Here is a 23,863-nt window from a genome sequence, read left to right on the forward strand (position 1 = left end):
CGTTCAGCTCGCCGTACGTCCATTTCGCGCCGTTGTATGCCACAGCCGGACGGTTCGCGTGGCCGGCGGCCGTTTCTTCAAAGAGACGGTGAACCGTTTTGTCCCGCGGCACAGAGAGTGTTTTTCCATTCCATGCGTCAAGGAGGGCTTGTTTTTCTGTTTCATTCACCAATGAAAGCTCAGAAAGCTTCGCGGCCGGATTTTCCGCAGCGGCTTCTAACAGATGAAGCCAATAATGCTTCCACGTCTCTGCCGTTTCCGGTTTAAACAGTGCAGTGTTATATTCAAGCACAAACGTTAAGCCTCCGTCTGTGTCATCAGCCGTCATCGTCAGATCAAACTTGGCTGTTTTTCTGTCAAACGGATGGTGCTTCAGCTCAATTCCTTCCATGACCAGATCTTCAGCATTTGCGTTTTGCATGGAGAATACCGCATCGAACAGCGGATTTCGGCTCGTATCACGCTGCACCTCAATCTTTTGCAGAAGGTCCTCAAGCGGATAATCCTGCGCATCAAATGCACGTAAAGCGGTTTGTTTTACTTCTTCAAGATAATCTGTGAACGTTTTGTCCGCTTCCGGATACGACCGAAGCGCGAGTGTATTCACAAACACACCGATGACGTTAGCGAGATCCGCATGTGACCGTCCCGCAACCGGAGAGCCGACAATGATGTCATGCTGTCCGCTCAATTTTGAGAGAAAAGCGCTGTATGACGCCAGCAGCACCATGTACATGGTAGAATCCGTTTGTTTCGCAAGACTGCGAAGAGCCGACGTCTGTTCTTCAGTCAGTGAAAAGACCAGCTTGTCTCCTTCAAAGGTTTGCACAGCCGGACGGCTGTAATCAGCCGGCAGCGTCAATACCGGAAGCTCGCCGTTAAGCTCCCGAAGCCAATGCTCCTCCTGCTTGCGGTACTGCTCTGATTGAATAAATTTCTGCTGCCATACCGCATAGTCTTTATAATGAATCCGCGGCTGCTCAAGCGTTTCGCCGCCATACAGGCGGGACAGTTCATCTATCAGCACGCCGACTGAAGCGCCGTCCGAAATGATATGGTGCATGTCAAACAGCAGCAGGTGATCATGTTCAGCCAGCTTAACCAGCCCCGTTCTGACGAGAGGAAGCTGATCCAGACGGAACGGCCGGATAAAGCTCTGAATAATTTGTCCAGCGTCTTCCTCAGAGGCTTCGTAATATTCCATGTCAATATCAGCTTCGGCCCATATACGCTGAACCGTTTCTCCATCCTTTATGTCAAACGTCGTTCTGAAGGCTTCATGGCGTTCTGTCAGCTGTTTCATGACAGATTTCAGCTTTTCTGCATCTAGCTTCCCTTTTAAGCGGAGCACAGACGGCATGTTATAGCTTGTTTCAGCGCCTTCCAGCTGCTGAAGCACGAACATCCGCTTCTGCGGTGAAGAAACCGGATACGTTTCCTGCACAGCCGCCGGTACGATGCTTTCAGCCGTCTTCCGCTCAGCGCCTTCAATCAGCTGCGTCAGTCCCGCAACCGTCGGAGAAGTGAACAGATCCTTTAATGTAAGCTGCACGCCGAATGTCTTCTGGATGAGAGCAAGCAGTTTCATTCCCGCTAACGAATGGCCTCCGATCTCAAAGAACTGATCGTGCACGCCGACCCGCTCCATTTGCAGCACCTCAGCCCAAATATCCGCCAGTTTTTGTTCTGTTTCATTGCGCGGCGCCGTATATGACACAGCATTCGCTGCGGTCACATCAGGCATCGGCAGCGCCCGTCTGTCGATCTTCCCGTTTCCTGTAAGAGGCAGTTCATCCATTTGAATAAAGACGGCCGGAATCATATAAGCCGGAAGATCCTTCGCCGTATGCTCCCTCAGCTCCTGGGAAGAGATTTCTCGGAGGCCGACAAAATACGCGCAAAGAAGTTTGTCACCCGCTCCCTGGTCCACAGCGAGCACGATGCATTCCTGAATCAGGTCATGGCTTTGGATCTGGTGCTCAATTTCGCCAAGCTCAATCCGCTGGCCGCGGATTTTCACCTGATGGTCGATACGTCCGATAAACTCGATATCGCCATTCGGCAGCCATCTGGCCAAGTCGCCCGTTTTATACATCCGTTCCCCTTCCTTAAACGGATGCTTTACAAATTTTTCTTCCGTCAGTTCAGGACGGTTGTAATAGCCTTCCACGAGACCTTCCCCGCTGACGCACAGCTCGCCCGGGATACCTGCCGGCTGCATTCGTCCGGCCGTGTCCATGATGAAGATTTCCGTATTGCTGACCGGTTTTCCGATCGGAACAGAGAGCGTATCCTCTTCAATCACATCCACCGGATGGTATGTCGCAAACACCGTGCTCTCAGACGGACCGTACATATGAAGCAGCTTTCCTTTTCCGACTGCCGCAAGCGCCTTTTTGACATGCTCAACAGACGCCCTTTCGCCCCCGAACATGATTTTCCGAAGCGTCGTCAGACAGGACGGCTCCATATCAACAAGCAGGTGGAACAGGGCCGTCGTAATCATCAGAATGCTTACATTCTCCCGTTTGATCACGCGGGACAAACGGGTCATGTCCAGCACCGTATCTTTCGGGACGATCACAAGCTTTGCACCGTTTAACAGCGAACCGAACATATCAAACATAAAGGCGTCAAAGACGTAGTTTGACAGTCCGAGCACAGTATCTTCTTCAGAAACGGTCAAATAGTTCGTGTTCTTTACCGTCCGCAAAATGTTGGCATGTGTGACGATGTTTCCTTTCGGCGTTCCCGTCGTTCCTGATGTATAAGTGAGATTGGCAATCGTCTTGGAGTCAAACGGCAATGCTGGATTATGAGAGTCCTTTTCATAGCTTTCCTCATCATCAGCAAGCACAATGACGCCTTGAAAACCGGCCTTTTCCGCAAGCGGCTTGAGGCTTTGCTGAGTCAGGAGCACATTCGCCCCGCTGTCGCGGAAGAAATGCTGAATCCGCTGAACCGGATGCTCAGGATCAATCGGCACATAGGCAGACCCCGCTTTTAACACAGCCATAATGGAAACAATCATGTCCATTGACCGTTCACATAAAACAGCCGCGGTTTTCCCGCCGCCTCCGACCGAAAGAATATGCCGCGCAAGCCTGTTGGCGCGTTCATTCAGCTGCTGATACGACAGGGTTTCCCCTTCGAACTGAAGAGCCGTCCGGTCAGGGTTCTTTCGGGCCTGTTCTTCAAAGATCTGCACGATCGTTTGCTCTTTCGGGTACACTGTGCGTTCCGGATTGAACCGCTGTAATTGATTCAAAGCCTCCCGTTCAGAAAGCAGATCATATTCTCTGATTTTCGCATCCGGCTGAGCTGCCGCACTCTCCAGCAGGCGGACATAGTGCGCAAGCAGGCGATCCGCCGTCGAACGCTTAAACAGCTTCGTGCAATAATCCAAATCGAGCGCAATGCCTTCCGCTGTTTCCCGGGCCTGCATTGTCAGATCGAATTTGGCGATATTGAAGTTGGTTTCATGAAGAGACAGCGTAAGATTGCCGATTTCCGGAATTCCGTTCGAAGCATTTTGCAGACTGAACATCGTATCAAATATCGGATGCCTGCTCATATCCCGGGGCACATTCAGCTCCTCGGTCAGCCACTCAAACGGATAGTCCTGGTGAGAAAACGCGTCCAGCACCTGCTTGCGAACATGACCTAACAAGTCTGTAAATGTCTGATCCTGCTTCACGGAGCTTCGCAGCGCAAGCGTGTTGACGAACATCCCGATCAGTCCCTCGGTATCGGAATGATTTCTTCCCGCCGATGGTGTTCCCACGATGATGTCTTCCTGTCCTGAATATTTAGAAAGCAGCGTATAATATGCCGATAACAGCACCATATACAGGGTGGCTCCGTTTTTCCCGGCGAGCTTCTGCAGCCGGTCCCGCAGCTCTTTCGGCAGCTTGACTGATACGCGGTCACCTTCAAAGCTTTGCACCTGCGGCCGCGGGTAATCAGGGAGCAGCTGAAGCACCGGCAGTTCGCCGCTAAAGACTTCTTTCCAATACGCCCGCTCTTTCTTGTAGCCTTCTTCCGCCCGTTCCGCTTGCCAGACGGCGTAATCTTTATATTGAATATGCAAGTCAGGCAGCTGTTTTCCGCTATAGATCTCTGCCAGTTCCTTCAGCATGATGGAAATTGATACTCCGTCTGAAATCAGGTGATGCATATCAAACAGCAGCATATGGCGATTGTGATCGAGCGTTTGCAGGCCGATTCTGAACAAAGGCGCCTCCGCCAGCTCAAAACGGCGCACAAAATCCTTCATTACCTGTTCATTCGTTCTCCCGCTCGCTTCGATCATTTCAATATGAAACGGAACATGCTCGTGAATCACCTGTCTCGGCGTGCCGTCCTCTGATTGAAACGATGTTCTGAGCGCTTCATGCCTGCTGATTAAGACAGAAAATGCACGCTCAAGTTTTTCACGGTCTAACGCGCCTTCGATAACGGCTGCTGCCGGCATGTTATACCCGACCCCCGCATCTTCAAATTGGCTCGCGATATAGATGCGCTGCTGGGCGAGCGAAAGCGGATAGCTCGCCTGCTTCTCAGCCGGCTTAATCGCACTGTAATCCGGCCCTTCGTTTCGGCTTACCGCATAATCGGCAAGCGCCGCGATTGTCGGATGCTCAAACAAGTATTGCAGCGGGATTTCCACGCCCATTTGCTTATGAATTTTCGTCAAAAGCGTCATTGCCTTTAAGGAATGACCGCCAGACTCGAAGAAATGGTCATAAATACCCGCCTTGTCCATTCCGAGGACTTCCTGCCAGATGACGGCGAGCGTTTTCTCCGTCTCATTTCTCGGCGCCGCATACTCTGACGAACTGACAGCCTGCACATCAAGCGCGAACAGCTTTTTGCGGTCTGCCTTCCCGCTCGGCGTAAGCGGAATTTTGTCCGTTTTTGTAAAGTAAGCGGGCACCATGTAATCAGGAAGGTGTTTGGACACATACTCCCGGTACTCGGCAGGGTGAAACTCAGTTCCTTTTTCTTGAACGATATATGCGCAAACATCTAAGCTGCCCTGCTGATCCGGCCGTGCCAGTACGACGGCCTCCGCCGCGCCCGGAGCTTTTCTGAGCACCGTTTCAATTTCTCCCAGCTCAATACGGTAGCCGCGGACTTTCACTTGATCGTCTTCTCGGCCGATATATTCGATTGTTCCGTCCGGCAGCCAGCGCGCCATATCACCCGTGCGGTACATGCGGCCGCTCTCGTTAAACGGATCCTGCAAAAACTTCTCTGCGGTTAAATCCGGAAGATTTAAATAGCCGCGGCCTACACCGTCTCCCGCGATATACAGCTCACCGGCCGTGCCGTCGGGCTGAAGCCGTTTGTGCTTATCCAATATATACAGCCGGGCGTTGCCGAGCGGTTTTCCGATCGGAACGTACGCCGCCTGCTGATTCATTCCGTTATCTTGTGACACCTCATGCACGGACGCATCTACGCACGTTTCCGTCGGCCCGTAGACATTTGTCAGCCGCGGCACTTTGCCCGATTGATGAAAGAGCGCCATCAGCTGTTCAGCAACAGCGGCGGACAGGCCTTCTCCCCCAATGAGCATGTGGCGCAGTTCAATTCCGCTGACATCTCCCGCCGCAACCATCATCTGCAGATGCGCAGGCGTTCCGTCAGTGGCTTCAATCCGGTTTTGACGATAATAGTCCAGCAGTGAAGAGCCGTTTGTTACAGTTGTTTTCGGCACGATATAAAGCGTCTGACCTAAAAGAAGCGAGGCGAAAATCTGTTTAACGGACGCATCAAAATGAAACGGGGCCAAAAGCGCCATTCTTAATGTCTGTTCACCGCACTGATAAATCTCCTGCTGCAGTGATTGAACCAGGTGATGAACTTGCCGGTGTTCAATCATCACGCCTTTCGGCCGCCCAGTTGTACCGGACGTATAGATAATGTAAGCCAGCCGGTCTGATTGTGTGCAGACACCGTCAGCGGCTGTCTCATATTGAACGGCCTCATCAAAATCAATCTGTTCGGCATTCGTTTCAGGCGCCTGTATTCCCGCCTCTGTCAGAACAGCCTTCGCTCCGCTGTCCTCCAAGATGTACTGAATCCGATCCGCCGGAAAGTCAGGATCAATCGGCACATATGCACCGCCCGCTTTCAAAATTCCCAATATTGCCGCAATAACACGGTCAGATCGGCCAAGCAGCACAGCGACAGGAGAATCGGCTGATATCCCGGCTTTAAGAAGGCGTCCGGCGATACGGCCTGACTGTTCATGCAATGTGCGATAGGACAATGTCCGGCCTTCATATACAACCGCGGGTTTGTCAGTCAGTGCCTTCGCTTTCTCTTCAAACAGCGCCGGAATCGTCATCTCCTTGCGATAAGCGACCGGATTGCCGGAGGCACGCTTCAGAAGCAGCTCTTTCTCGGATTCTGAAAGAAGAGCCAGCTCATCAATTACACGGTCAGGAGATGATATCGCATCTTCAATCAGCGTGATCAAACGTTCAGAAACAGAAGCAATTTCGTCCGCCTTAAATATGTCACTGCGATAGTCAAAATCAATCGTCAATTTCCCAGTGTCCCATCGTTCCTTCACGTGAATCGATATATCATTTGTTCCGCTTCCGCTAAAGATCGGGTCTGTCAGGAAGGACAGATTCTCTTTTTTCTGCCACTGCATCACTTGATACTCCAAAGCCACCGTAAACAATCTGCTCAGCGAACTTTTTGAAGCACGCAAATCATTGACAAGCAGGTTATATGGATACTTTTGGTGGCGGAGAATTTTCATCAGATCCTTCATCCGGCCTTTGACGAATTCCAAGAACGGCTGGCTTCCGTCAACGCTTGTCCGCACAGGCACCGTGGATACGAACATCCCGAGCATCTGCTTTTCTTTCGCATTCGTCCGGTTTCCCATAAACGTACCCGTGACGACATCATCCCGGCCTGTCACTTTGTAGAGATAAGCGATCAGAGCTGACTGGAACAAGGAAAGAACGCTGACTTTATGCTCCCCGCAAAATGTTTGAATCCGGCCGTACAGGTCATGAGGAATTTCTTGAGAAAACCGTTTCGCATCAAGACCCGCATCTGCCTGGCTCCGTTTTAAAGACACAAGCTCCGGTACGGTCTCAAACTGTCCGTTCCAAAAATCCCGATCCTTTTTAAACCGCTTCGACTGCACATATTCCTGCTCTGTCAGCACATGCTCGATAAAGGAAGGAATCTCCGCCTCGTTCTCACTTGCTCCGCCCGAAAGCTCCAAATAAATATCAGTAATCGTATTGCCCAGAATCGTCATGGAAATTCCGTCTGAAATAACGTGATGCACATTAACGTAGAACCAGACCTCATTTTCGCTGATGGTGTACACGGAAAAACGGAATAAATCCTGATCATATAACGCCAGAGGTTTGCTTGCCTCGTCACGTCCCCATTTTGACAGCTCTTCCGCAGAGCAGCCGGCTTGCCTGATGTCTGTATGCTCGATCGTCAGCGGATGGTATTCGCTCACATATTGAACGGGCTCTCCCTCATCATCAAGCCGAAGACGGATTCTCATCGACTCATGACGACGGACGAATTCCTGTATCGCTTTCTCAACGATATGAGCTTGTACGCCGTCCTCAGAAATGAGCTTTCCGAAACCCGCAAGATTTGAAATACTTGTGTTCGGATAGAATTTTTCTGTATACCAGATACGTTTTTGTGCATTTGTTAAAGGATAAAAAGTTATTTCCATATGTGTGCGCCTCCCCTTTTTAAGATAAATTTGTCAGTTCTCCCTTAGAAACAGCCTCCCTCAATGTCCCTAACTCATTATCAAGCCAAAAGAACCACTTACCTCCAAAACGATCCCTATTTAATCACCGCCGAAATCCGCAATCCATTCACCCGCACAGTCCGAAATTCGGCTCAAATTTATGAGAAATCAAGACAAGAATCCAATGTTTGTAAGCAACAGGGTTTACCTATTTCTTCATGAATTACTATATATCTACTTACGTTCACTTTATATGAAATTATTGTTTTTATCACCGAAAAATGGGTGAAAAGTTTCATGCGGCACACCGAAAAAAATTCCGACAATTCCAGAGGGTATTTTGCGGCATCCCGCAATTTATTTTCAAAAATATTATTTATGTAAAATTAAAAATCTTTAAACTATAGTATAAATCTTTCGAATATCCAGTTATGGCAGAATGAAAATAGTTTTCATATATTAGCTGACGGGGAAAAAACAGCGCAAGAACCGAAACAGGAGATTTAATCGTTCGCAATATGATTTCATTAAACCGCGCAAAAAAAAGCGCCCTATTTTCCATAGAGCGCTTCAAAAAGATTCCTTTATTGCAGTTTTATCAATGTTGATTAATTCCATATATTCTTTTCCCCACTTATACATAGCATCCAAAATCGGCATAAGGGTCTCTCCTTGCTCCGTTAATGAGTACTCCACTTTCGGGGGAACAACAGGGTAAACTTCCCTGTGAACGATCAGATCCTGCTCCAGCTCCCTGAGCTGATTCACAAGAATTTTGTGCGTAATATCAGGAATTAAAGCTTTCAGCTCATTAAATCGTTTTGTCCCTTCTTTTCCCAAGTGCCACATAATCAGCATTTTCCACTTCCCGCCTATCACGGCAAGCGTCAATTCCTTTTCGCAATTAAACGTTTTCTTATCCATTCGGCTCACGGGCTATTCTCCTTCCTCTCACTTTTCGTACGTTGATCATCTATAAACACTTGCTTACTTTTTCACAGAGCTTTCATCCATTTATACTACCACGCAGTTTTGCTGAGACAAAACACATTGCCTGCGGGGGACAGTATCCTCAAAGTAACTATTAGACTTTAAAGTGCGTACTTTTCAACATGCAGGGCACTCTATAGAATGTAGATACATTAAGAAGAGGAGTGAATATACAGTGGAATTACAGCTGGCATTAGACTTAGTGAATATCCCTGAAGCAATTGAACTTGTGAAAGAGGTCGAACAATATATAGATGTTGTAGAAATCGGCACTCCCGTCGTCATTAATGAAGGACTGAAAGCCGTGCAGGAAATGAAAACAGCCTTTCCTCACCTGAAAGTGCTTGCCGATCTTAAAATCATGGATGCAGGCGGTTACGAGATTATGAAAGCGGCAGAAGCAGGCGCCGACATCATCACCGTTTTAGGGGCGACAGATGATTCGACGATCAAAGGAGCGGTTGCCGAAGCAAAAAAACAGCAGAAAAAAATCCTCGTCGATATGATCAACGTAAAAGACCTTGAAACACGGGCAAAAGAAATTGACCAACTCGGTGTTGATTATATTTGTGTCCACACAGGTTATGATCTTCAAGCAGAAGGAAAAAATTCATTCGAGGAACTGACGGCGATTAAAAAAGCAGTCAAGAGCGCTAAAACCGCAATTGCCGGAGGCATTAAACTTGATACGCTTCCTGAAGCCATCAAACAAAACCCAGATTTAATCATTGTCGGCGGAGGCATTACGGGAGCTGACAATAAAGCGGATACTGCTTCTAAAATGAAACAGCTGATCACACAAGGATCATGAAAACGACGGAATACTTACATGAAATCCTAAATGAATTATCCCGTACTGCAGCGTTAATAGCCGACAATGAAGCTGACAAGCTTGCGGATCAGATTTTAGCTGCAGATCAGATCTTCACGTCCGGAGCGGGCCGTTCTGGTTTTATGGCTAAAGCGTTCGCCATGAGGATGATGCATATCGGGCTGAACGCTTACATCGTCGGTGAGACGCTTGCCCCTCCCCTCAAAGAAGGCGGTCTCGTCATCATCGGCTCAGGCTCAGGCGAAACAAAAAGCCTGCTTCATACCGCTGAAAAAGCCAAAAGCCTTAATGGCACCATCACTGCATTAACGATTAATCCTGACTCGAGTCTCGGCAGACTTGCGGATCTTACGATAACGATTCCCGGCTCTCCTAAGGATGAGACCGGCGGAGACAGAAAGACGATTCAGCCGATGGGCTCTTTATTTGAACAGACTCTCCTGCTGTTTTACGATGCGGTTATTCTAAAAATCATGGAGAAAAAAGAACTGAATTCGGCAGACATGTTTGCAAATCATGCAAATCTGGAATGATATACTGGCGGCCTTCTTATCAGATGGCCGTCTTTTTATCGTCCTGCGGCGCTCGATTACACCCGGCCAAGTCTTCACCCGGAAACTCGCTGACGAAGATACCCTGCCGGTGAGCTTATCGCTATAATAGCCAATTATTCAGACGGCCGCAATCATTCATTTCTGAATAGAGAAACTGCGAAAAAGACTTTCTGACCGATTTTTTATTGGATAAAACTGATTTGTGCAGACGGTTTTACAGATATTCAGTTGAATTAAGGTTGAAAAATATTTTTTAACAGCTTTACAGCGGGCCGATTCTGCTTTATTCTTGGACCAGCTTTACAGCAATTTAAAACTGGAGGTGATTGATACTCTTGAAAACATTAAAAGCACTGCTGCTTGTTCTTATCATCATTGCCGGAGCAGTTGCGGCCCTGATCAAGGGTGATATTTTCTCAGATAACGAGCAGACCGTTCAGAAAAGCGATTACGACAAAGTAATCCTATTTCCGTCCGATCGATATCCGGAAACAGCAAAGCATATTAAGGGCGCGATAAAAGAAGGACATCCCAGCATATGCACCATTGACAGAGACGGAGTACATAAGCGGCGTGAGCAATCTCTTAAACATGTGCCTGTAAAAACGGGGTACGATAGAGATGAATGGCCCATGGCGGTTTGTAAACAGGGCGGAAACAATGCCTCCGTAGAATATATTTCTCCGGCAGACAACCGCGGGGCCGGCTCTTGGGTCGGACACCAGCTTACCAATGATCCAGACGGAACGAGAGTATTATTTAAAATCAAGTAACGAAACAGGAGGAGCAGCGCATTGATTAAATCATGGAAACCGCAAGAACTTATCATTTCTTATCATCAATTTACAATCTTCCAAAAAGATTCCGAACCGCCTGTTATCGATTGGACGGATGAAGCTATTGAAAAAGGATTTGCGGAGGCTGACGGAGCTGTTTCATTTGAAGCAAGGAGAAATACGAAGGCATTTATTGTCCTCAGGCTTAATACAAATGAACCGGTACCATCCTATGAGAAAAAAGCGGCTGTTTCATTTGAAGCTGTAAAAGATGGAATTGAGATTGAAAGCGTGATGTCAAAACGGCTTTTCTTCGATCTTCCGAAAGGCCGATACAGCCTTACTTGTTATTCAGTGCCTGCCGAATTATCCGATCTGCATGCAGATACGTATATTATCGATGCGGCCTCAATGTAAAAGAAAACCCTGAGAGAAACATATTTCTCTCAGGGAACTCTTATAAACTCTTACCGTTTGTTTCGATCACGTTCCGATACCAGTAAAAACTTCAAAGGTTTTGTCTTCTGGGTGACTTGTAAGCGGATAAGCCGGTGAATAATCGAAGCTTGGAAAAATCCTCGGCCAGCTGACAGAAAAGCCGTAAGCTTTCAAACCCATTTCTGCCATCAAGGCGACATCTTCTTTATAACGTTCATAATGGCCGGCTGCTGTATCGCCGTTTGAGCCTTTAAACGTTTTACCTGATATTTTTGTGAAATGGTCCCAGACTAGGGACCCTTACCGTCTGTATTCCAGGCTCCCTGCAACCCGATAGGCAGTTGATGCCGATCCCCATAGAAATATATCCGGGAAAAACCCGTTTTTTCATGTATCATGTGTTTCATCCTCCTGATGCGTCTGATTTGATATCATAGGTGATGAAACGCGTTCCAGAGCAATCCCGATAAAACAAAAAAAAGCACCCATCTTGCCGGATGCTTAAGAATGATGATGCCGCTTCTCCAATTTATGAGGGGGAGGCTTCGGGATAAAGCCGTTTTGTTTCATCATGTTAAAGCGCCTGTCCATATGCTGTTTAATATGCTCTGCTTTTTCTTTCGGCAGGACACCGTATTCAACATATTTGGAAATGACATGTTTACGTTTTTCGAGTATTTCCTTTTCAAGAGATTCAATTTCTTTTTTCTGCTGTACTGTAAGTGACATTGTTGAAGGCATTTTTGTTTCAGCGGCATGTGCCGGCATTATGAAAATCATTGCCGTAATGAAAAACGCAGCCAATGATAACGCAGCTTTTTTCATGACTTTTTCCTCCTTTAGCGTTTGTTATATGTTGTGCCTCCATCCAGTTTTTATGCAAAAAAAGAGCGAAATTATTCGCTCTTTTCAATCGATTCGTCCGGCAATGCGTATGTAACATACGTTCCTGCCACAAAATCATGGATCGACCGTTTGTCTTCTCTCATTCCGACCATAAATGCGCTCACGATCACACCGATTCCTAACGTCACACCATAAATTAAGGCGCCCACAAGCACTCTTAAAATCATAGTGAGAAAGCCTACCTGAGTGCCGTCTTTTTTGACGATGCGGATACCGCAGATCTTTTTGCCGATAACATAACCGTTCCAGTATACAGGAAGCAAGATAGAATAAAGAGTCAAAATGATGCTGATCATTGCGCTCTCCTCCGGATCTTTTCCCGTTGCCAGCATATAAATAATCGCCAAAGGCACTGAAATAATTAAATAGTCGAGTACTGCGGCTCCCAATCTGATCCAAAATCCCGCCGGTCTGTAAATATTCATTGTGTTTCCCCTCGCTCTATGGCTTCAAAATCACTTTAATGTTGCCATCTTCTTTTTTGTCAAATATATCATATGCAGCAGGGGCTTCCGCAAGACTCATTTTGTGCGTAATAATATCCGTCGGATCAATTTCATTTTGTTCGACCATTTGATACAGCATCGGCATCAGATGGATAACGGGTGCCTGGCCCATTTTTAGAGAAACGTTGCGCGTGAAAAAATCACCGATCGGAAAACCGTCCGCTTCGGAAATATATGCGCCTGTGAGCTGAACAGTACCGAACTTCTTAACGGCTTCTGACGCTGTCAGAATCGGACTGATGGTTCCGAACTGATTCGGTTTTTGCTTTTCTTTTTCTTTTGAAAGCGGCGTGCCGTCCATTCCGACACAATCAATCACAACATCCGCGCCCCCTGACGTTTGTTCATGCAGCAGTTTCCCGATCTCTTCATGCTCTGAAAAATTGAAGGTCTCTGCTCCGTTTATGCGTCTCGCATGTTCAAGGCGGTGCGGGACTTGATCGACTGCGATGACCCGCTTTGCGCCTTTTTTCCAAGCGAATTTTTGCGCCATTAAACCGATCGGACCTGAGCCCAGAATAACGACTGTGTCTCCTTTTTTCACTCCGCTGTGCTGAACGCTCCAAAAGGCGGTCGGCATGACATCTGACAGAAGCAGTACCTGTTCATCTTCTAGCTCGCTGTCTGCCGGAACCAGAAAAGAAGAGAAATCAGCATAGGGCACTCGTAAATATTCAGCCTGCCCGCCGGGATAATTACCGTTAAACTCCGAGAAACCGAATAAGCCGCCGGCATCTGTATGAGGATTGGGATTTGATTCATCACACTGGCTTTCCATCTGGTGCTTGCAATAATGACATTCTCCGCAGCCGATGTTAAAAGGAATCACGACCCGGTCGCCTTTTTTCAGCTTTTTCACTTGACTGCCCGTTTCTTCAACAATTCCCATTGGCTCGTGTCCAACGATATAACCCGGATCAGCGGGTATTCCGTTTTTATATAAATGAAGGTCTGAACCGCAAATTCCGGTTGCGGTGATTCGAACGATGACATCCCTCTCATCTTGAATGACGGGTGCAGGGACTTCTTTCACTTCCATATGTTCTTTTCCTTGGTATGTCAGTGCTTTCACATTGTTCAGCTCCTTTTTCATCACTCCTTCCCTTCTCACATGCTTCTAAACTTGGCCGGTATGTTATTCAGCCCGCTGAATATCCCATTGAAAAGGATCTTCAAATTGAGACCAGTCAGAATCGAACTCAGACGGCGTGAGCAGACACTGATCTAATTCCTTTGTAATGGCTGCTTCATCTAAATCAATCCCGATAAATACCAGATTCGTATGACGGTCTCCGAATTGAGCGTCCCAATCCTCCAGAATCTCCGGTTCCTGCTGTTTGATCTGCTCCTGCTCAAGTTTCGGCATCGCCGCCACCCAATAAGAGACAGGCTCAACTGAGACCGCCGGACCCGCCCGAGACATCAGCAGCGCGAAGCTGTTGTGGGTTGCGCACCAGGCAATTCCCTTTGCGCGCACAATGCTGTCAGGCATTGAGTGATGCAGCCAGCTGTCAAAACGAACGGTATGAAACGGCAGACGCCGTGAATACACAAACGAAGTGATTCCATACTCTTCTGTTTCCGGAGTGTGCGCTTCATGGCCTGCCGTCAGCTCCTTTATCCATCCTGCTGATGAACTCGCTTCTTCAAACTCAAATAAACCGGTATTCAAAATGCATTCGGCAGGCACTTCTCCGCGGACGGATCGGATCAGCTTGGCACGGGGCTGTAATGCGCGAAGAACTGTTTCAAGCTGTTCAAGCTCTTTTTCGCCCACCATGTCGCACTTATTTAAAATAAGCACATCACAAAACTCAATTTGATCAATTAATAGGTCGGCAATCTCCCGTTCAGCCTCTTCTCCCGCAGCTTCTTTCCGGTCAAGGAGGCTGTCACCGGACTGGAAGTCATGCCAGAAGCGGTTTGCATCTACCACGGTAACCATTGTGTCCAGCCTGCAGAATGTTGTCAGATCAATGCCCATTTCTTCATCTATATAAGAAAATGTCTGGGCAACGGGAATCGGTTCACTGATCCCTGTTGATTCAATCACGATATAATCAAACCTGCCGTCTTTGGCGAGTTTCTCAACTTCGACTAATAGATCCTCACGCAGCGTGCAGCAGATACAGCCGTTGGATAATTCTACGAGTTTTTCGTCTGTCCGTGATAAGCCCCCTCCCTGTTTCACCAGGCCCGCGTCTATGTTTACTTCGCTCATGTCATTAACGATGACAGCAATTTTTAAACCGTTGCGGTTTTGTAAAATATGATTCAAAACTGTCGTCTTTCCAGCACCAAGATAGCCGCTCAATACTGTAACCGGAATTTTCTCCATAAAAATAGCCTCCTAATAAAATAGAATGATTACGATTTATTATCTGTGACTGTCTCTGTTCAACTAATATGTACAGTGTAGTAAATCGTAATTGTTACTATTTATTCTGTTGCATTCTCTGTTTAAAATCAAGTAAAAGTCAGACATCATACAATGTTTGTCCCCATCCATTGGTCTGACACGCAAAACGTCAACGATTTAATTGGTGAAGCCTTGAATCCGGACTGTAAAAATGCCCGGTTTTAAGATGTGCGCTGCACGTATCAGACCAATATATTTTTCATAAAATTTTTAGATTTTTTAGTATTTTTTGTTACATCTCATAACATGTATCTTAAATATCTGTTTTCGCTGTGCTACGCTAAAGAAAACACAGGTAAGGAGCGGATCATCTGATGGGAAAAAAACAGCTAGTCCTTGTTGGAAATGGAATGGCCGGGGTAAGAGCGATTGAAGAAATACTGCGTGTTTCAAAAGACGAATTCGAGATTACAATATTCGGGGCCGAACCTCATCCCAACTATAACCGAATCCTTCTGTCAAAAGTGCTTCAAGGCGATACAGATATTAAAGATATTACATTAAACGATTGGGACTGGTACAAAGAAAACAACATTCAGCTGCATACCGGTGAAACAGTCATCAAAGTGGACCAGGATAGCAAAACAGTCATTACAGATGCAGACAGAATCCAGCCCTATGATGAACTCATCCTGGCGACAGGCTCTGTCCCTTTTATCCTTCCGATTCCGGGCGCAGATAAAAAAGGCGTCACGGCATTCCGGGACATAAAAGATACCGACACAATGCTTGCCGCGTCAAAACAATATAAAAAAGCAGCCGTCATCGGCGGAGGACTGCTTGGTTTGGAAGCCGCTCGCGGGCTGCTGAATCTCGGAATGGACGTGTCTGTCATCCACCTCGCTCCATACCTGATGGAACGCCAGCTTGATCCAACTGCAGGGCGCCTGCTGCAAAACGAATTAGAAAAACAAGGCATGACCTTTTTACTTGAAAAGCAAACCGAAGAAATTGTCGGTACTGACCGTGTCGAAGGCGTACGCTTTAAAGACGGCACAAGCATCGAAGCTGATTTAGTCGTCATGGCGGTCGGCATCCGCCCGAATACACAGCTTGGCGCGGAAAGCAGCATTCCGGTTAACCGCGGAATCATTGTTAACGATTATATGCAGACTGAAATCCCGCACATTTACGCTGTCGGTGAATGTGCCGAGCATCGCGGAATCGCATACGGTCTTGTGGCGCCGCTCTATGAACAGGCAAAAGTGCTGGCCAAACATATTTGCGGCATTGAAACAAAACCGTATGAAGGCTCCGTTCTCTCCACTCAATTAAAGGTATCAGGCGTCGAGGTATTCTCTGCCGGTGACTTTAACGAATCAGAGGAGAAAAAAGCGATTAAAGTTTTTGATGAGCAGGACGGCATCTATAAAAAAATCGTCCTGAGAGGCAATCAAATTGTCGGCGCTGTTTTATTCGGAGACAGCAGCGAGGGCAGCCGCCTGTTTTCAATGATTCAAAAAGAAGCCGATATCTCCGAAACTTCCAAGATATCCATCTTACAGCCTCTTGACCAGGAAGCAGGCGCAAGCATGACCGCGGCGATGAGCGGCGATGAAATCATCTGCGGCTGCAACGGTGTATCAAAAGGCGCGATTATTCAAGCCATTCAGGAAAAAGGCTGCACATCAACGGACGAAATCAAAGCATGCACTGGGGCATCCCGTTCCTGCGGAGGCTGTAAACCGCTCGTGGAAGACATTCTTCAATATACACTGGGCTCAGAATTTGACGCATCCGCGCAAAAAGAAGCGATTTGCGGCTGCACCTCGCTTTCGAGAGATGAAGTCGTAGAAGAAATCAAAGCCAAAGGGCTATCACATACGAGAGAAATCATGAACGTGCTCGGCTGGAAAACGCCGGAGGGCTGCTCCAAATGCCGGCCTGCCCTCAACTACTACTTGGGCATGATCAATCCGTCTACATACGAGGATGACAGAACATCCCGCTTTGTGAACGAACGGATGCACGCCAATATTCAAAAAGACGGAACATACTCAGTCGTGCCCCGGATGTACGGCGGCGTGACCAACTCTCAGGATCTCCGCAAGATCGCCGATGTCGTCGACAAATATGAGATCCCGCTCGTTAAAATGACAGGCGGCCAGCGAATTGATCTCATCGGCGTCAAAAAAGAAGACCTGCCGAAAGTATGGGCCGAGCTTGATATGCCTTCAGGCTACGCGTACGGAAAAACACTCCGCACGGTAAAAACGTGTGTAGGCGAACAATTCTGCCGCTTCGGCACGCAGGACTCCATGGCACTGGGCATTGCGCTAGAGAAAAAATTCGAAGGGCTCAATACGCCTCATAAGGTCAAAATGGCCGTGTCTGCCTGCCCGCGGAACTGTGCGGAGTCCGGCATTAAAGACCTTGGTGTTGTCGGCATCGACGGAGGCTGGGAGCTTTATGCCGGCGGGAACGGCGGAACTCATTTGCGCGCCGGTGATTTGCTGATGAAAGTGAAAACGAATGAAGAAGTCTTAGAATATGCAGGCGCTTACCTTCAGTACTACAGAGAAACGGCTAACTACTTGGAGCGCACATCCGCATGGCTTGAGCGCATCGGTTTATCCCATGTCCAATCTGTATTGAGCGATCCGGAAAAACGGCAGGAACTCAACGACAGAATGAATGAAACACTCTCTGTTCACAAAGATCCGTGGCAATATTTCCTTAAAGATAAAAAAGCTTCTAAAGATTTATTTGAAAATGTCGTCACGACTTCATAAAACAGTAAGGAGGAACGGACATGGTTAATAAAGATATGACAAAGGTTTGCATAGGCAGGTTAAACGAATTACCTGAGGAGTTAGGAAAAACCGTATATATAGAAGAGAAAGAGCTTGCCGTATTTAAGCTTTCTGACGGAAGCGTCCGCGCCGTCGAAAACCGCTGCCCTCATAAAGGGGGCGTCCTGGCTGAAGGCATCGTCAGCGGAGAATACGTCTTCTGCCCGATGCATGACTGGAAAATTTCCTTAGAAGACGGAAAAGTCCAAGAGCCGGATCATGGCTGTATTAAAACATACGAAACACTGATCGAAGGAGAGAATGTATACCTCCTGTATTGATCAAAGTGTCGGATCACTTTTTAAACAGATGAAGGGATGACGTCATCATGAGAAACGGAATTGTATATTTTGTCGGTGCCGGACCTGGAGACCCGGGGCTGATGACAGTAAAAGGGAAACAGGTTCTGGAGAAAGCGGATATCATTTTGTATGACCGGCTTGCAAACCCAATATTTCTTGAATATGCCTCTCCAGACTGCCGGTTCATTTATTGCGGAAAACTGCCCGATCGCCATTTTATGAAACAGTCGGAGATAAATGCCCTGCTGATTGAAAAAGCGGCGGAAGGCTTCACCGTAGTCCGCTTGAAAGGCGGAGACCCAAGCGTGTTCGGCAGAGTCGGCGAAGAAGCGGAGGCGCTTCATCGGCACGGCATCCGCTACGAGATGGTGCCCGGCATCACCTCGGGAATCGCGGCGCCGCTGTATGCGGGCGTCCCCGTCACCCATCGTGATTGCGCTTCGTCCTTCGCCATGATCACTGCTCATGATACATCATTACAAGGCCGGCCGAATCTCGATTGGGAAGGGCTGGCTCGAAGCGTTCAAACGCTTGTGTTTTACATGGGGGTTAAAAATCTGTCATTTATATGCCGGCAGCTTATGGAGCACGGGAAATCCCCCTCCGTCCCCGTACTCGTCATTCAATGGGGAACATGGGGGCGGCAGCGCAGCGTAAAAGGAACGCTTCAGGATATTTATGAAAAAGTACAAAGCCAAAACATCACCAACCCCGCCATTATCGTCATCGGAGATATCGTAAATCTTCAAACATATAGCTGGTTTGAAAGCAAACCGTTCATCGGGCGGCATATCATGGTGGTCACTCATGGCGATGATGAACATACATTGACAGGCAGGCTGCGCGAGTATGGCGCTGATGTTATCGAATGGCCGAAGCGGATTGTTAAAAAAATGCCCGCTAACGAAAACATCCTGAAGCGGATCAGCACTTTTGAACAGATCTTTTTCACATCACGCCACGCGGTCTGTGAATTTTTTGACACACTGGCTTTCAAGCAGATTGACATCCGCCGGGTGACAGCAAGCCTGAATGCGGCGACTGAAGCGGCAAAGACGGAACTGACAAAACGGGGCTTCCGCCTATCCGGCCATCAAGGTGATTCTCCGCATTCGCTCATTGTCGGAAGCCGTCAAGCGGCAGAAAACATGCCAGACTCAGTATCATGCCCGTTTTATATCACTCATGAACATATCGCAGATGAGCGGTTCACTTCGATGATCGAACGCACAATCAGTGAGTCTCCTCTGCAAATGATTATCTGTCCGGGCAAAGAATCCGCTCAGCATTTGCTCAGCGCCGGAAAACAGATCGGCATATCACTGAATCCGACAGCAAACCGCCCTCCCGTCATCTGCATCGGTGAAGACATACCCGCCGGTTACGGATTTACCGCCGTGAAAAATCAGGAACAGTTATTTGCGTTTATACAAAATGAAATGAAAGACATGCTCGTTCACAGCTGACCCCCGGCTCAACATCGGGGGCCATTCCCTTTTTTATTGTGTCACCAATTTCTTATGATGAGTCGAATACATCGCCATCTGATCCGCCTGCGGGTCCAAATAGGCTTTGGCGCTGTTCACGGCGGTCGGTCCCTCCGTGAAGCCGCCGGCAATCAATCTGAGCTTGCTTTCATAATGGGCGGCGTCACCTGCAACAAACACGCCCGGAAGATTCGTCCGCATATGTCTGTCGGCTTTAATCCTGCCTTCTTCTATCTCAAGCCCCCAATCCTTCATCGGGCCGAGATCAATTTTAAACCCGTGATTGATAATGAGCTCATCAACCTTGATGTCTTCAGAATGGCCAGACTCGGTATGACAAACGGTGACGCTCTCGATCCGTTCCCCGGTGCCGTTGAGATGCTTCAGACGATACGGCGCAAACACCCGCACGGAAGACCGCTTCATTTTCGCCACGCTGCTTTCTAAACCGCCGAACTCCTCACGGCGGTGCAAGACGGTAACAGACGCCGCAATCGGTTCCAGCTCATTCGCCCAGTCAACCGCGGCATCTCCCCCTCCGGAGATCACGATATGCTTACCTTCAAACGCATCCAGCTTCTCCACTTTATAATGAAGGTTTTTCCCTGAATAACGGCTCGCATCCGCGCTGTTGAGCTCATTGACCTCAAGTGTTCCCATGCCGACAGCCAAAATCACGGTGCGTGTATAGTGCTTTTCCCCTTCGGAACTTTCCAGCACAATGGTCCCGTCATTCAGCCGCTCAAATCCGGTCACCCGCTGATTCAACACGATATCCGGCTCAAATGTCGCCGCCTGCTCCTTCAGCTGCTTAATCAGCTGTTCCCCGGTGATCCCCGGAATTCCGCCGATATCACGGATGATTTTTTCCGGGAAAAACATAGACACTTTCCCCCCGAGCCGCGGCAAAAATTCAATCACTTTCGTTTTCAGCTCGCGCATCCCGCAATAAAAAGCCGTAAACAGGCCGATCGGGCCCCCGCCTATAATCGTGACGTCATACACCTCATGATTTTCCGCCATTATTCTGCCTCCCGTTTATATCTATACTTCAAACATTTTCAATTGAGAATCAATATCAATAAAAGTATACCATACATCGGGAAACAGTGTTTGTTCAGTTCTCATCTTGCGGAAAAGGATGGAGATTCAAGAAGCACGGTCCAATGAGATGTTGAGGTTGAGGAGGGTATTAAAGCTGAAACCAGTACGGAGACTGGTTTCTTTTTTATTTCTTTTTCATCAGCATGATATCAAGATACAGCTGGCACCTTGTCCTGAAGTCGTTTAAATTAATTGATGTCATGTCAAGAATCTGTTTGATACGGTAGTTCAATGTGTTTTGATGAATAAAAAGCTGTTCTGCGGCTGGTTTTGTTTTGCAGTTATTGAGGAGATAGATTTCTAACGTTTTCAGCAGTTCGGTGCTGCTTTCTCTATCCTTGGCTTTTAATAAAGCTAAATCATGGTTTACATATTCCAGTGAGGCGTTTTTTTCTTCGATGCTTTCAAGATAGCGGTAGATCCCGAGCTTGCTGTATTCATACGGGATATTTTCCTGGTTTCCGGTAATTTCTGCGGCCTTTATGACTTCAAGGGCTTCTATATAACTTTTCCCGAGCTTCAGGATGCTGCTGTATTCATTGCCGATTCCGATATAGATGGGAGTGGGGATCTTCTGAAAGTGAAAATGAGTCAGCAGTTTGTGGATGAATTCAGATGCTGCCGAAGTGCCGGAGCTTTTTTGCGAGAAGCTTGCGACGACGATGACAATATTGGAATCAATGGTTAAGACGTGACTGACTTTATCCCGCAAATTCAAGTACGATTTGATATTTTCCTTCAAATCTTCGACTGCCTCCCCATCCCCATTTGCGGCATGCAGGACAACCACCGAGAAAACCGACGGCAGCACGGCGTTCATCTTTTCCGCCTCCCGCCTGAACTCCTTTTCAGACGAGAATTGCTGAAAGATCGCCCGTTTCACCAGGTCTTCCGCTCTCTCTTCCTTTTCCTGTTTCAGCCGGTTCGTTTTATAGATGATTTTTCCGACATGGAATGAGGTTTCATATAAAAAGTCGAGCTCCTCGTCCGTCAAGTCGCGGTCGAGCTCCTGAATCCAGATGTAGCCCATCACTTCCCCTTTATGTTTTGCGCTTACGACCACTCTCTGATTCAGCCCGATACTGTCTATTTTTTCAACACGGAACGGTTCAGGAACGGTTTTCAGTTTTTCGATCACCCCGTCCTTCAGAAACCTCTCAAAAATCTGCACGGGGCATTTTTTTGAAAATATCGTCTGCTGGTTGGCGGAGTCGAAGTGATTAATGTAATAAGAATTATAGGCAAGCAAAAAGAAATCCGCACTTTCCAGAATGACGGGCTTCTGCAATTCGTAACTGATGAAATCAATTAATTTATCAATGTCCGTAAATGAAAAAACTCTCTCTAAAAGCTCTTCCATACCTATTTCTCCTATGCTCTTTTTATCTTTATCATACTCTGAGGGGTGACTTTTTGTATAGAAAAAAATTCATATATTCCCAAAACGGCATAATCCGGAATTCTGTATCGTGAAAAGAGGAAAAAGGGCGGTCCCTTCTTCCTCTCGTTCCTTGCTTTTATTGAGAAAGTGTATCACGGTACTCATGAAACTGATCTGTGACATCTTTTGACGGAGCCTGTGTCAATAAGCTGACGACAAATACAGCGGCAAGGCTTACAGCAAACCCCGGAATGATTTCGTACAAAAAGTCTGAAAGACCGGCATTCGCCCAAATGATTACGGTAATCGCTCCCGCAATCATGCCGGCGAGTGCCCCCCATTTCGTCATCCGTTTCCAAAATAAACTGAGCAGTACGACCGGCCCGAATGACGCGCCGAATCCCGCCCATGCATAGCTGACAAGACCTAGTATCGTGTTGTTTTTCTCCCAGGCGAGCACCAAGGCGATGATTGACACCGCAAGCACTGCCATTCTCCCCAGAAATACGAGTTCCTTATCAGAAGCCGAACGTCTGAACATGGACTTATACAAATCCTCTACTAAAGAACTGGACGTAACGAGCAGCTGAGACGAAATCGTACTCATAATGGCCGCTAAAATCGCAGAAATGAGAAATCCCGTAATAATCGGGTGGAACAGAATGTTGCCGAGCTGAATAAAAATGGTTTCCGGATCAGCCAGCTTCAGTCCGTGCTGATGGTAATACGCGATTCCCGCAAGACCCGTAAACAGCGCGCCTAGTGCAGACAAAATCATCCATCCCATGCCGATCCGTCTGGCGCGTTTGATTTCTTTCACAGATGTGATCGCCATAAAGCGCACAATAATATGCGGCTGCCCGAAATAGCCGAGCCCCCACGCAAATAAAGAAATAATGCCAAGGACGGTCGTTCCTTTGAACATGTTAAACAGTTCCGGATTGACGGAACGGATATCGGCAACGGTTTCTCCCGGGCCGCCCGTATGAAAAATCGTCACAATCGGCACGAGAATAAGCGCCGCAAACATGATGATCCCTTGGACAAAGTCGGTCCAGCTTACCGCCAAAAAGCCCCCGAACAAGGTGTACGCGACAACGACGCCTGTCACAACCCACAGGCCGGTGTGATAGTCCAACCCTAAAATGCTGTTGAATAAGACGCCTCCTGAGACCATGCCCGATGATACGTAAAATGTGAAAAAGACGAGAATGACAAGACCCGAAAACAGTCTGAGAAGCTTCGTATGATCACCGAAACGATTTTCAAGGAAACCCGGAATGGTGATGGAATTCCCCGCTTTTTCAGTATACGTTCTCAGTCTCGGCGCCACGAAAAGCCAGTTCGCCCATGCTCCGAGCACAAGGCCGATGACAATCCAAGCGCCGCTTAATCCCGTCGAGAACATGGCGCCCGGAAGCCCCATCAAGAGCCATCCGCTCATATCCGCCGCTCCCGCGCTGAGCGCTGTGACGGCAGGACCTAAAGAACGCCCCCCGAGCATGTAATCCGTCAGATTTGACGTCCGTCTGTAGGCGAAATAACCGATAAACAGCATGCCCGCCATATAAATACAAATGGATATAATCAACTGAATGTTTGCTATGGCATTTCCTCCTCCGC

General features: G+C 47.7%; 16 protein-coding genes and 2 pseudogenes. 8 read left to right on the top strand and 10 right to left on the bottom strand.

All coding sequences use genetic code 11. The features are described from left to right. Positions 1–7,732: surfactin non-ribosomal peptide synthetase SrfAA (gene srfAA / locus Y79_RS0105575; protein ID WP_016936794.1), on the bottom strand; the 7,732-nt coding region annotated here is incomplete at its 3' end. A gap of 591 nt (positions 7,733–8,323) precedes the next feature. Continuing rightward, on the bottom strand, positions 8,324–8,686 hold the full coding sequence (gene hxlR, locus Y79_RS0105580) for a transcriptional activator HxlR (RefSeq protein WP_016936795.1): 363 nt from the start codon (positions 8,684–8,686) through the stop codon (positions 8,324–8,326). Positions 8,687–8,918: 232 nt separating this feature from the next. Between hxlR and hxlA the strand changes: the two genes are divergently transcribed. From hxlA to comJ, 4 genes are all read left to right on the top strand, one after another. Next, positions 8,919–9,554, top strand: coding sequence for a 3-hexulose-6-phosphate synthase (gene hxlA, locus Y79_RS0105585; RefSeq protein WP_016936796.1), 636 nt, complete (start codon positions 8,919–8,921; stop codon positions 9,552–9,554). After that, on the top strand, positions 9,551–10,108 hold the full coding sequence (gene hxlB, locus Y79_RS0105590; RefSeq protein WP_016936797.1) for a 6-phospho-3-hexuloisomerase: 558 nt from the start codon (positions 9,551–9,553) through the stop codon (positions 10,106–10,108). Before hxlA ends, hxlB begins: the two co-directional genes overlap by 4 nt. Before the next feature lie 356 nt (positions 10,109–10,464). Next, complete coding sequence (locus Y79_RS0105595) at positions 10,465–10,902, top strand: NucA/NucB deoxyribonuclease domain-containing protein (protein ID WP_016936798.1); 438 nt, start codon at positions 10,465–10,467, stop codon at positions 10,900–10,902. A gap of 21 nt (positions 10,903–10,923) precedes the next feature. Beyond that, entirely contained in the window at positions 10,924–11,322 is a 399-nt protein-coding gene (gene comJ / locus Y79_RS0105600) for a competence protein ComJ (RefSeq protein WP_016936799.1), read from the top strand. Positions 11,323–11,472: 150 nt separating this feature from the next. Here the strand turns inward: comJ and Y79_RS1000000120680 are convergent. The 5 genes and pseudogenes from Y79_RS1000000120680 to Y79_RS0105630 form a co-directional block, all read right to left on the bottom strand. Continuing rightward, positions 11,473–11,709: pseudogene (locus Y79_RS1000000120680) on the bottom strand (family 1 glycosylhydrolase); the annotation flags it as partial. A 135-nt stretch (positions 11,710–11,844) separates the two neighbouring features. Next, positions 11,845–12,123, bottom strand: a complete 279-nt coding sequence (locus Y79_RS0105615) for a YckD family protein (RefSeq protein ID WP_411810548.1) — start codon at positions 12,121–12,123, stop codon at positions 11,845–11,847. Between the two features lie 116 nt (positions 12,124–12,239). Further along, complete coding sequence (locus tag Y79_RS0105620; RefSeq protein ID WP_016936803.1) at positions 12,240–12,674, bottom strand: RDD family protein; 435 nt, start codon at positions 12,672–12,674, stop codon at positions 12,240–12,242. Positions 12,675–12,690: 16 nt separating this feature from the next. Continuing rightward, on the bottom strand, positions 12,691–13,827 hold the full coding sequence (locus Y79_RS0105625) for a zinc-dependent alcohol dehydrogenase (protein WP_029575240.1): 1,137 nt from the start codon (positions 13,825–13,827) through the stop codon (positions 12,691–12,693). A gap of 63 nt (positions 13,828–13,890) precedes the next feature. Further along, positions 13,891–15,093, bottom strand: a complete 1,203-nt coding sequence (locus Y79_RS0105630; RefSeq protein ID WP_016936805.1) for a GTP-binding protein — start codon at positions 15,091–15,093, stop codon at positions 13,891–13,893. 147 nt (positions 15,094–15,240) lie between these two features. Between Y79_RS0105630 and Y79_RS1000000121670 the strand changes: the two are divergent. From Y79_RS1000000121670 to cobA, 4 genes and pseudogenes are all read left to right on the top strand, one after another. Then, a pseudogene (locus Y79_RS1000000121670) lies at positions 15,241–15,379 on the top strand (hypothetical protein); the annotation flags it as partial. Positions 15,380–15,488: 109 nt separating this feature from the next. Then, on the top strand, positions 15,489–17,906 hold the full coding sequence (gene nasD, locus Y79_RS0105635; RefSeq protein ID WP_016936806.1) for an NADPH-nitrite reductase: 2,418 nt from the start codon (positions 15,489–15,491) through the stop codon (positions 17,904–17,906). A 20-nt stretch (positions 17,907–17,926) separates the two neighbouring features. After that, complete coding sequence (gene nirD, locus Y79_RS0105640) at positions 17,927–18,247, top strand: nitrite reductase small subunit NirD (protein WP_016936807.1); 321 nt, start codon at positions 17,927–17,929, stop codon at positions 18,245–18,247. A 47-nt stretch (positions 18,248–18,294) separates the two neighbouring features. Then, entirely contained in the window at positions 18,295–19,734 is a 1,440-nt protein-coding gene (cobA, locus tag Y79_RS0105645) for a uroporphyrinogen-III C-methyltransferase (RefSeq protein WP_016936808.1), read from the top strand. Positions 19,735–19,767: 33 nt separating this feature from the next. Here the strand turns inward: cobA and Y79_RS0105650 are convergent, their stop codons facing one another. The 3 genes from Y79_RS0105650 to putP form a co-directional block, all read right to left on the bottom strand. Continuing rightward, complete coding sequence (locus tag Y79_RS0105650; RefSeq protein ID WP_016936809.1) at positions 19,768–20,778, bottom strand: NAD(P)/FAD-dependent oxidoreductase; 1,011 nt, start codon at positions 20,776–20,778, stop codon at positions 19,768–19,770. A 205-nt stretch (positions 20,779–20,983) separates the two neighbouring features. Further along, positions 20,984–22,219, bottom strand: a complete 1,236-nt coding sequence (putR, locus tag Y79_RS0105655) for a proline utilization transcriptional regulator PutR (RefSeq protein WP_016936810.1) — start codon at positions 22,217–22,219, stop codon at positions 20,984–20,986. 157 nt (positions 22,220–22,376) lie between these two features. Then, a complete protein-coding gene (gene putP, locus Y79_RS0105660) occupies positions 22,377–23,831 on the bottom strand; it encodes a sodium/proline symporter PutP (RefSeq protein WP_016936811.1) in 1,455 nt (484 codons plus the stop codon). Positions 23,832–23,863: the final 32 nt, after the last annotated feature.

The organism is Bacillus siamensis KCTC 13613, assembly GCF_000262045.1.
GTDB lineage: Bacteria > Bacillota > Bacilli > Bacillales > Bacillaceae > Bacillus > Bacillus siamensis.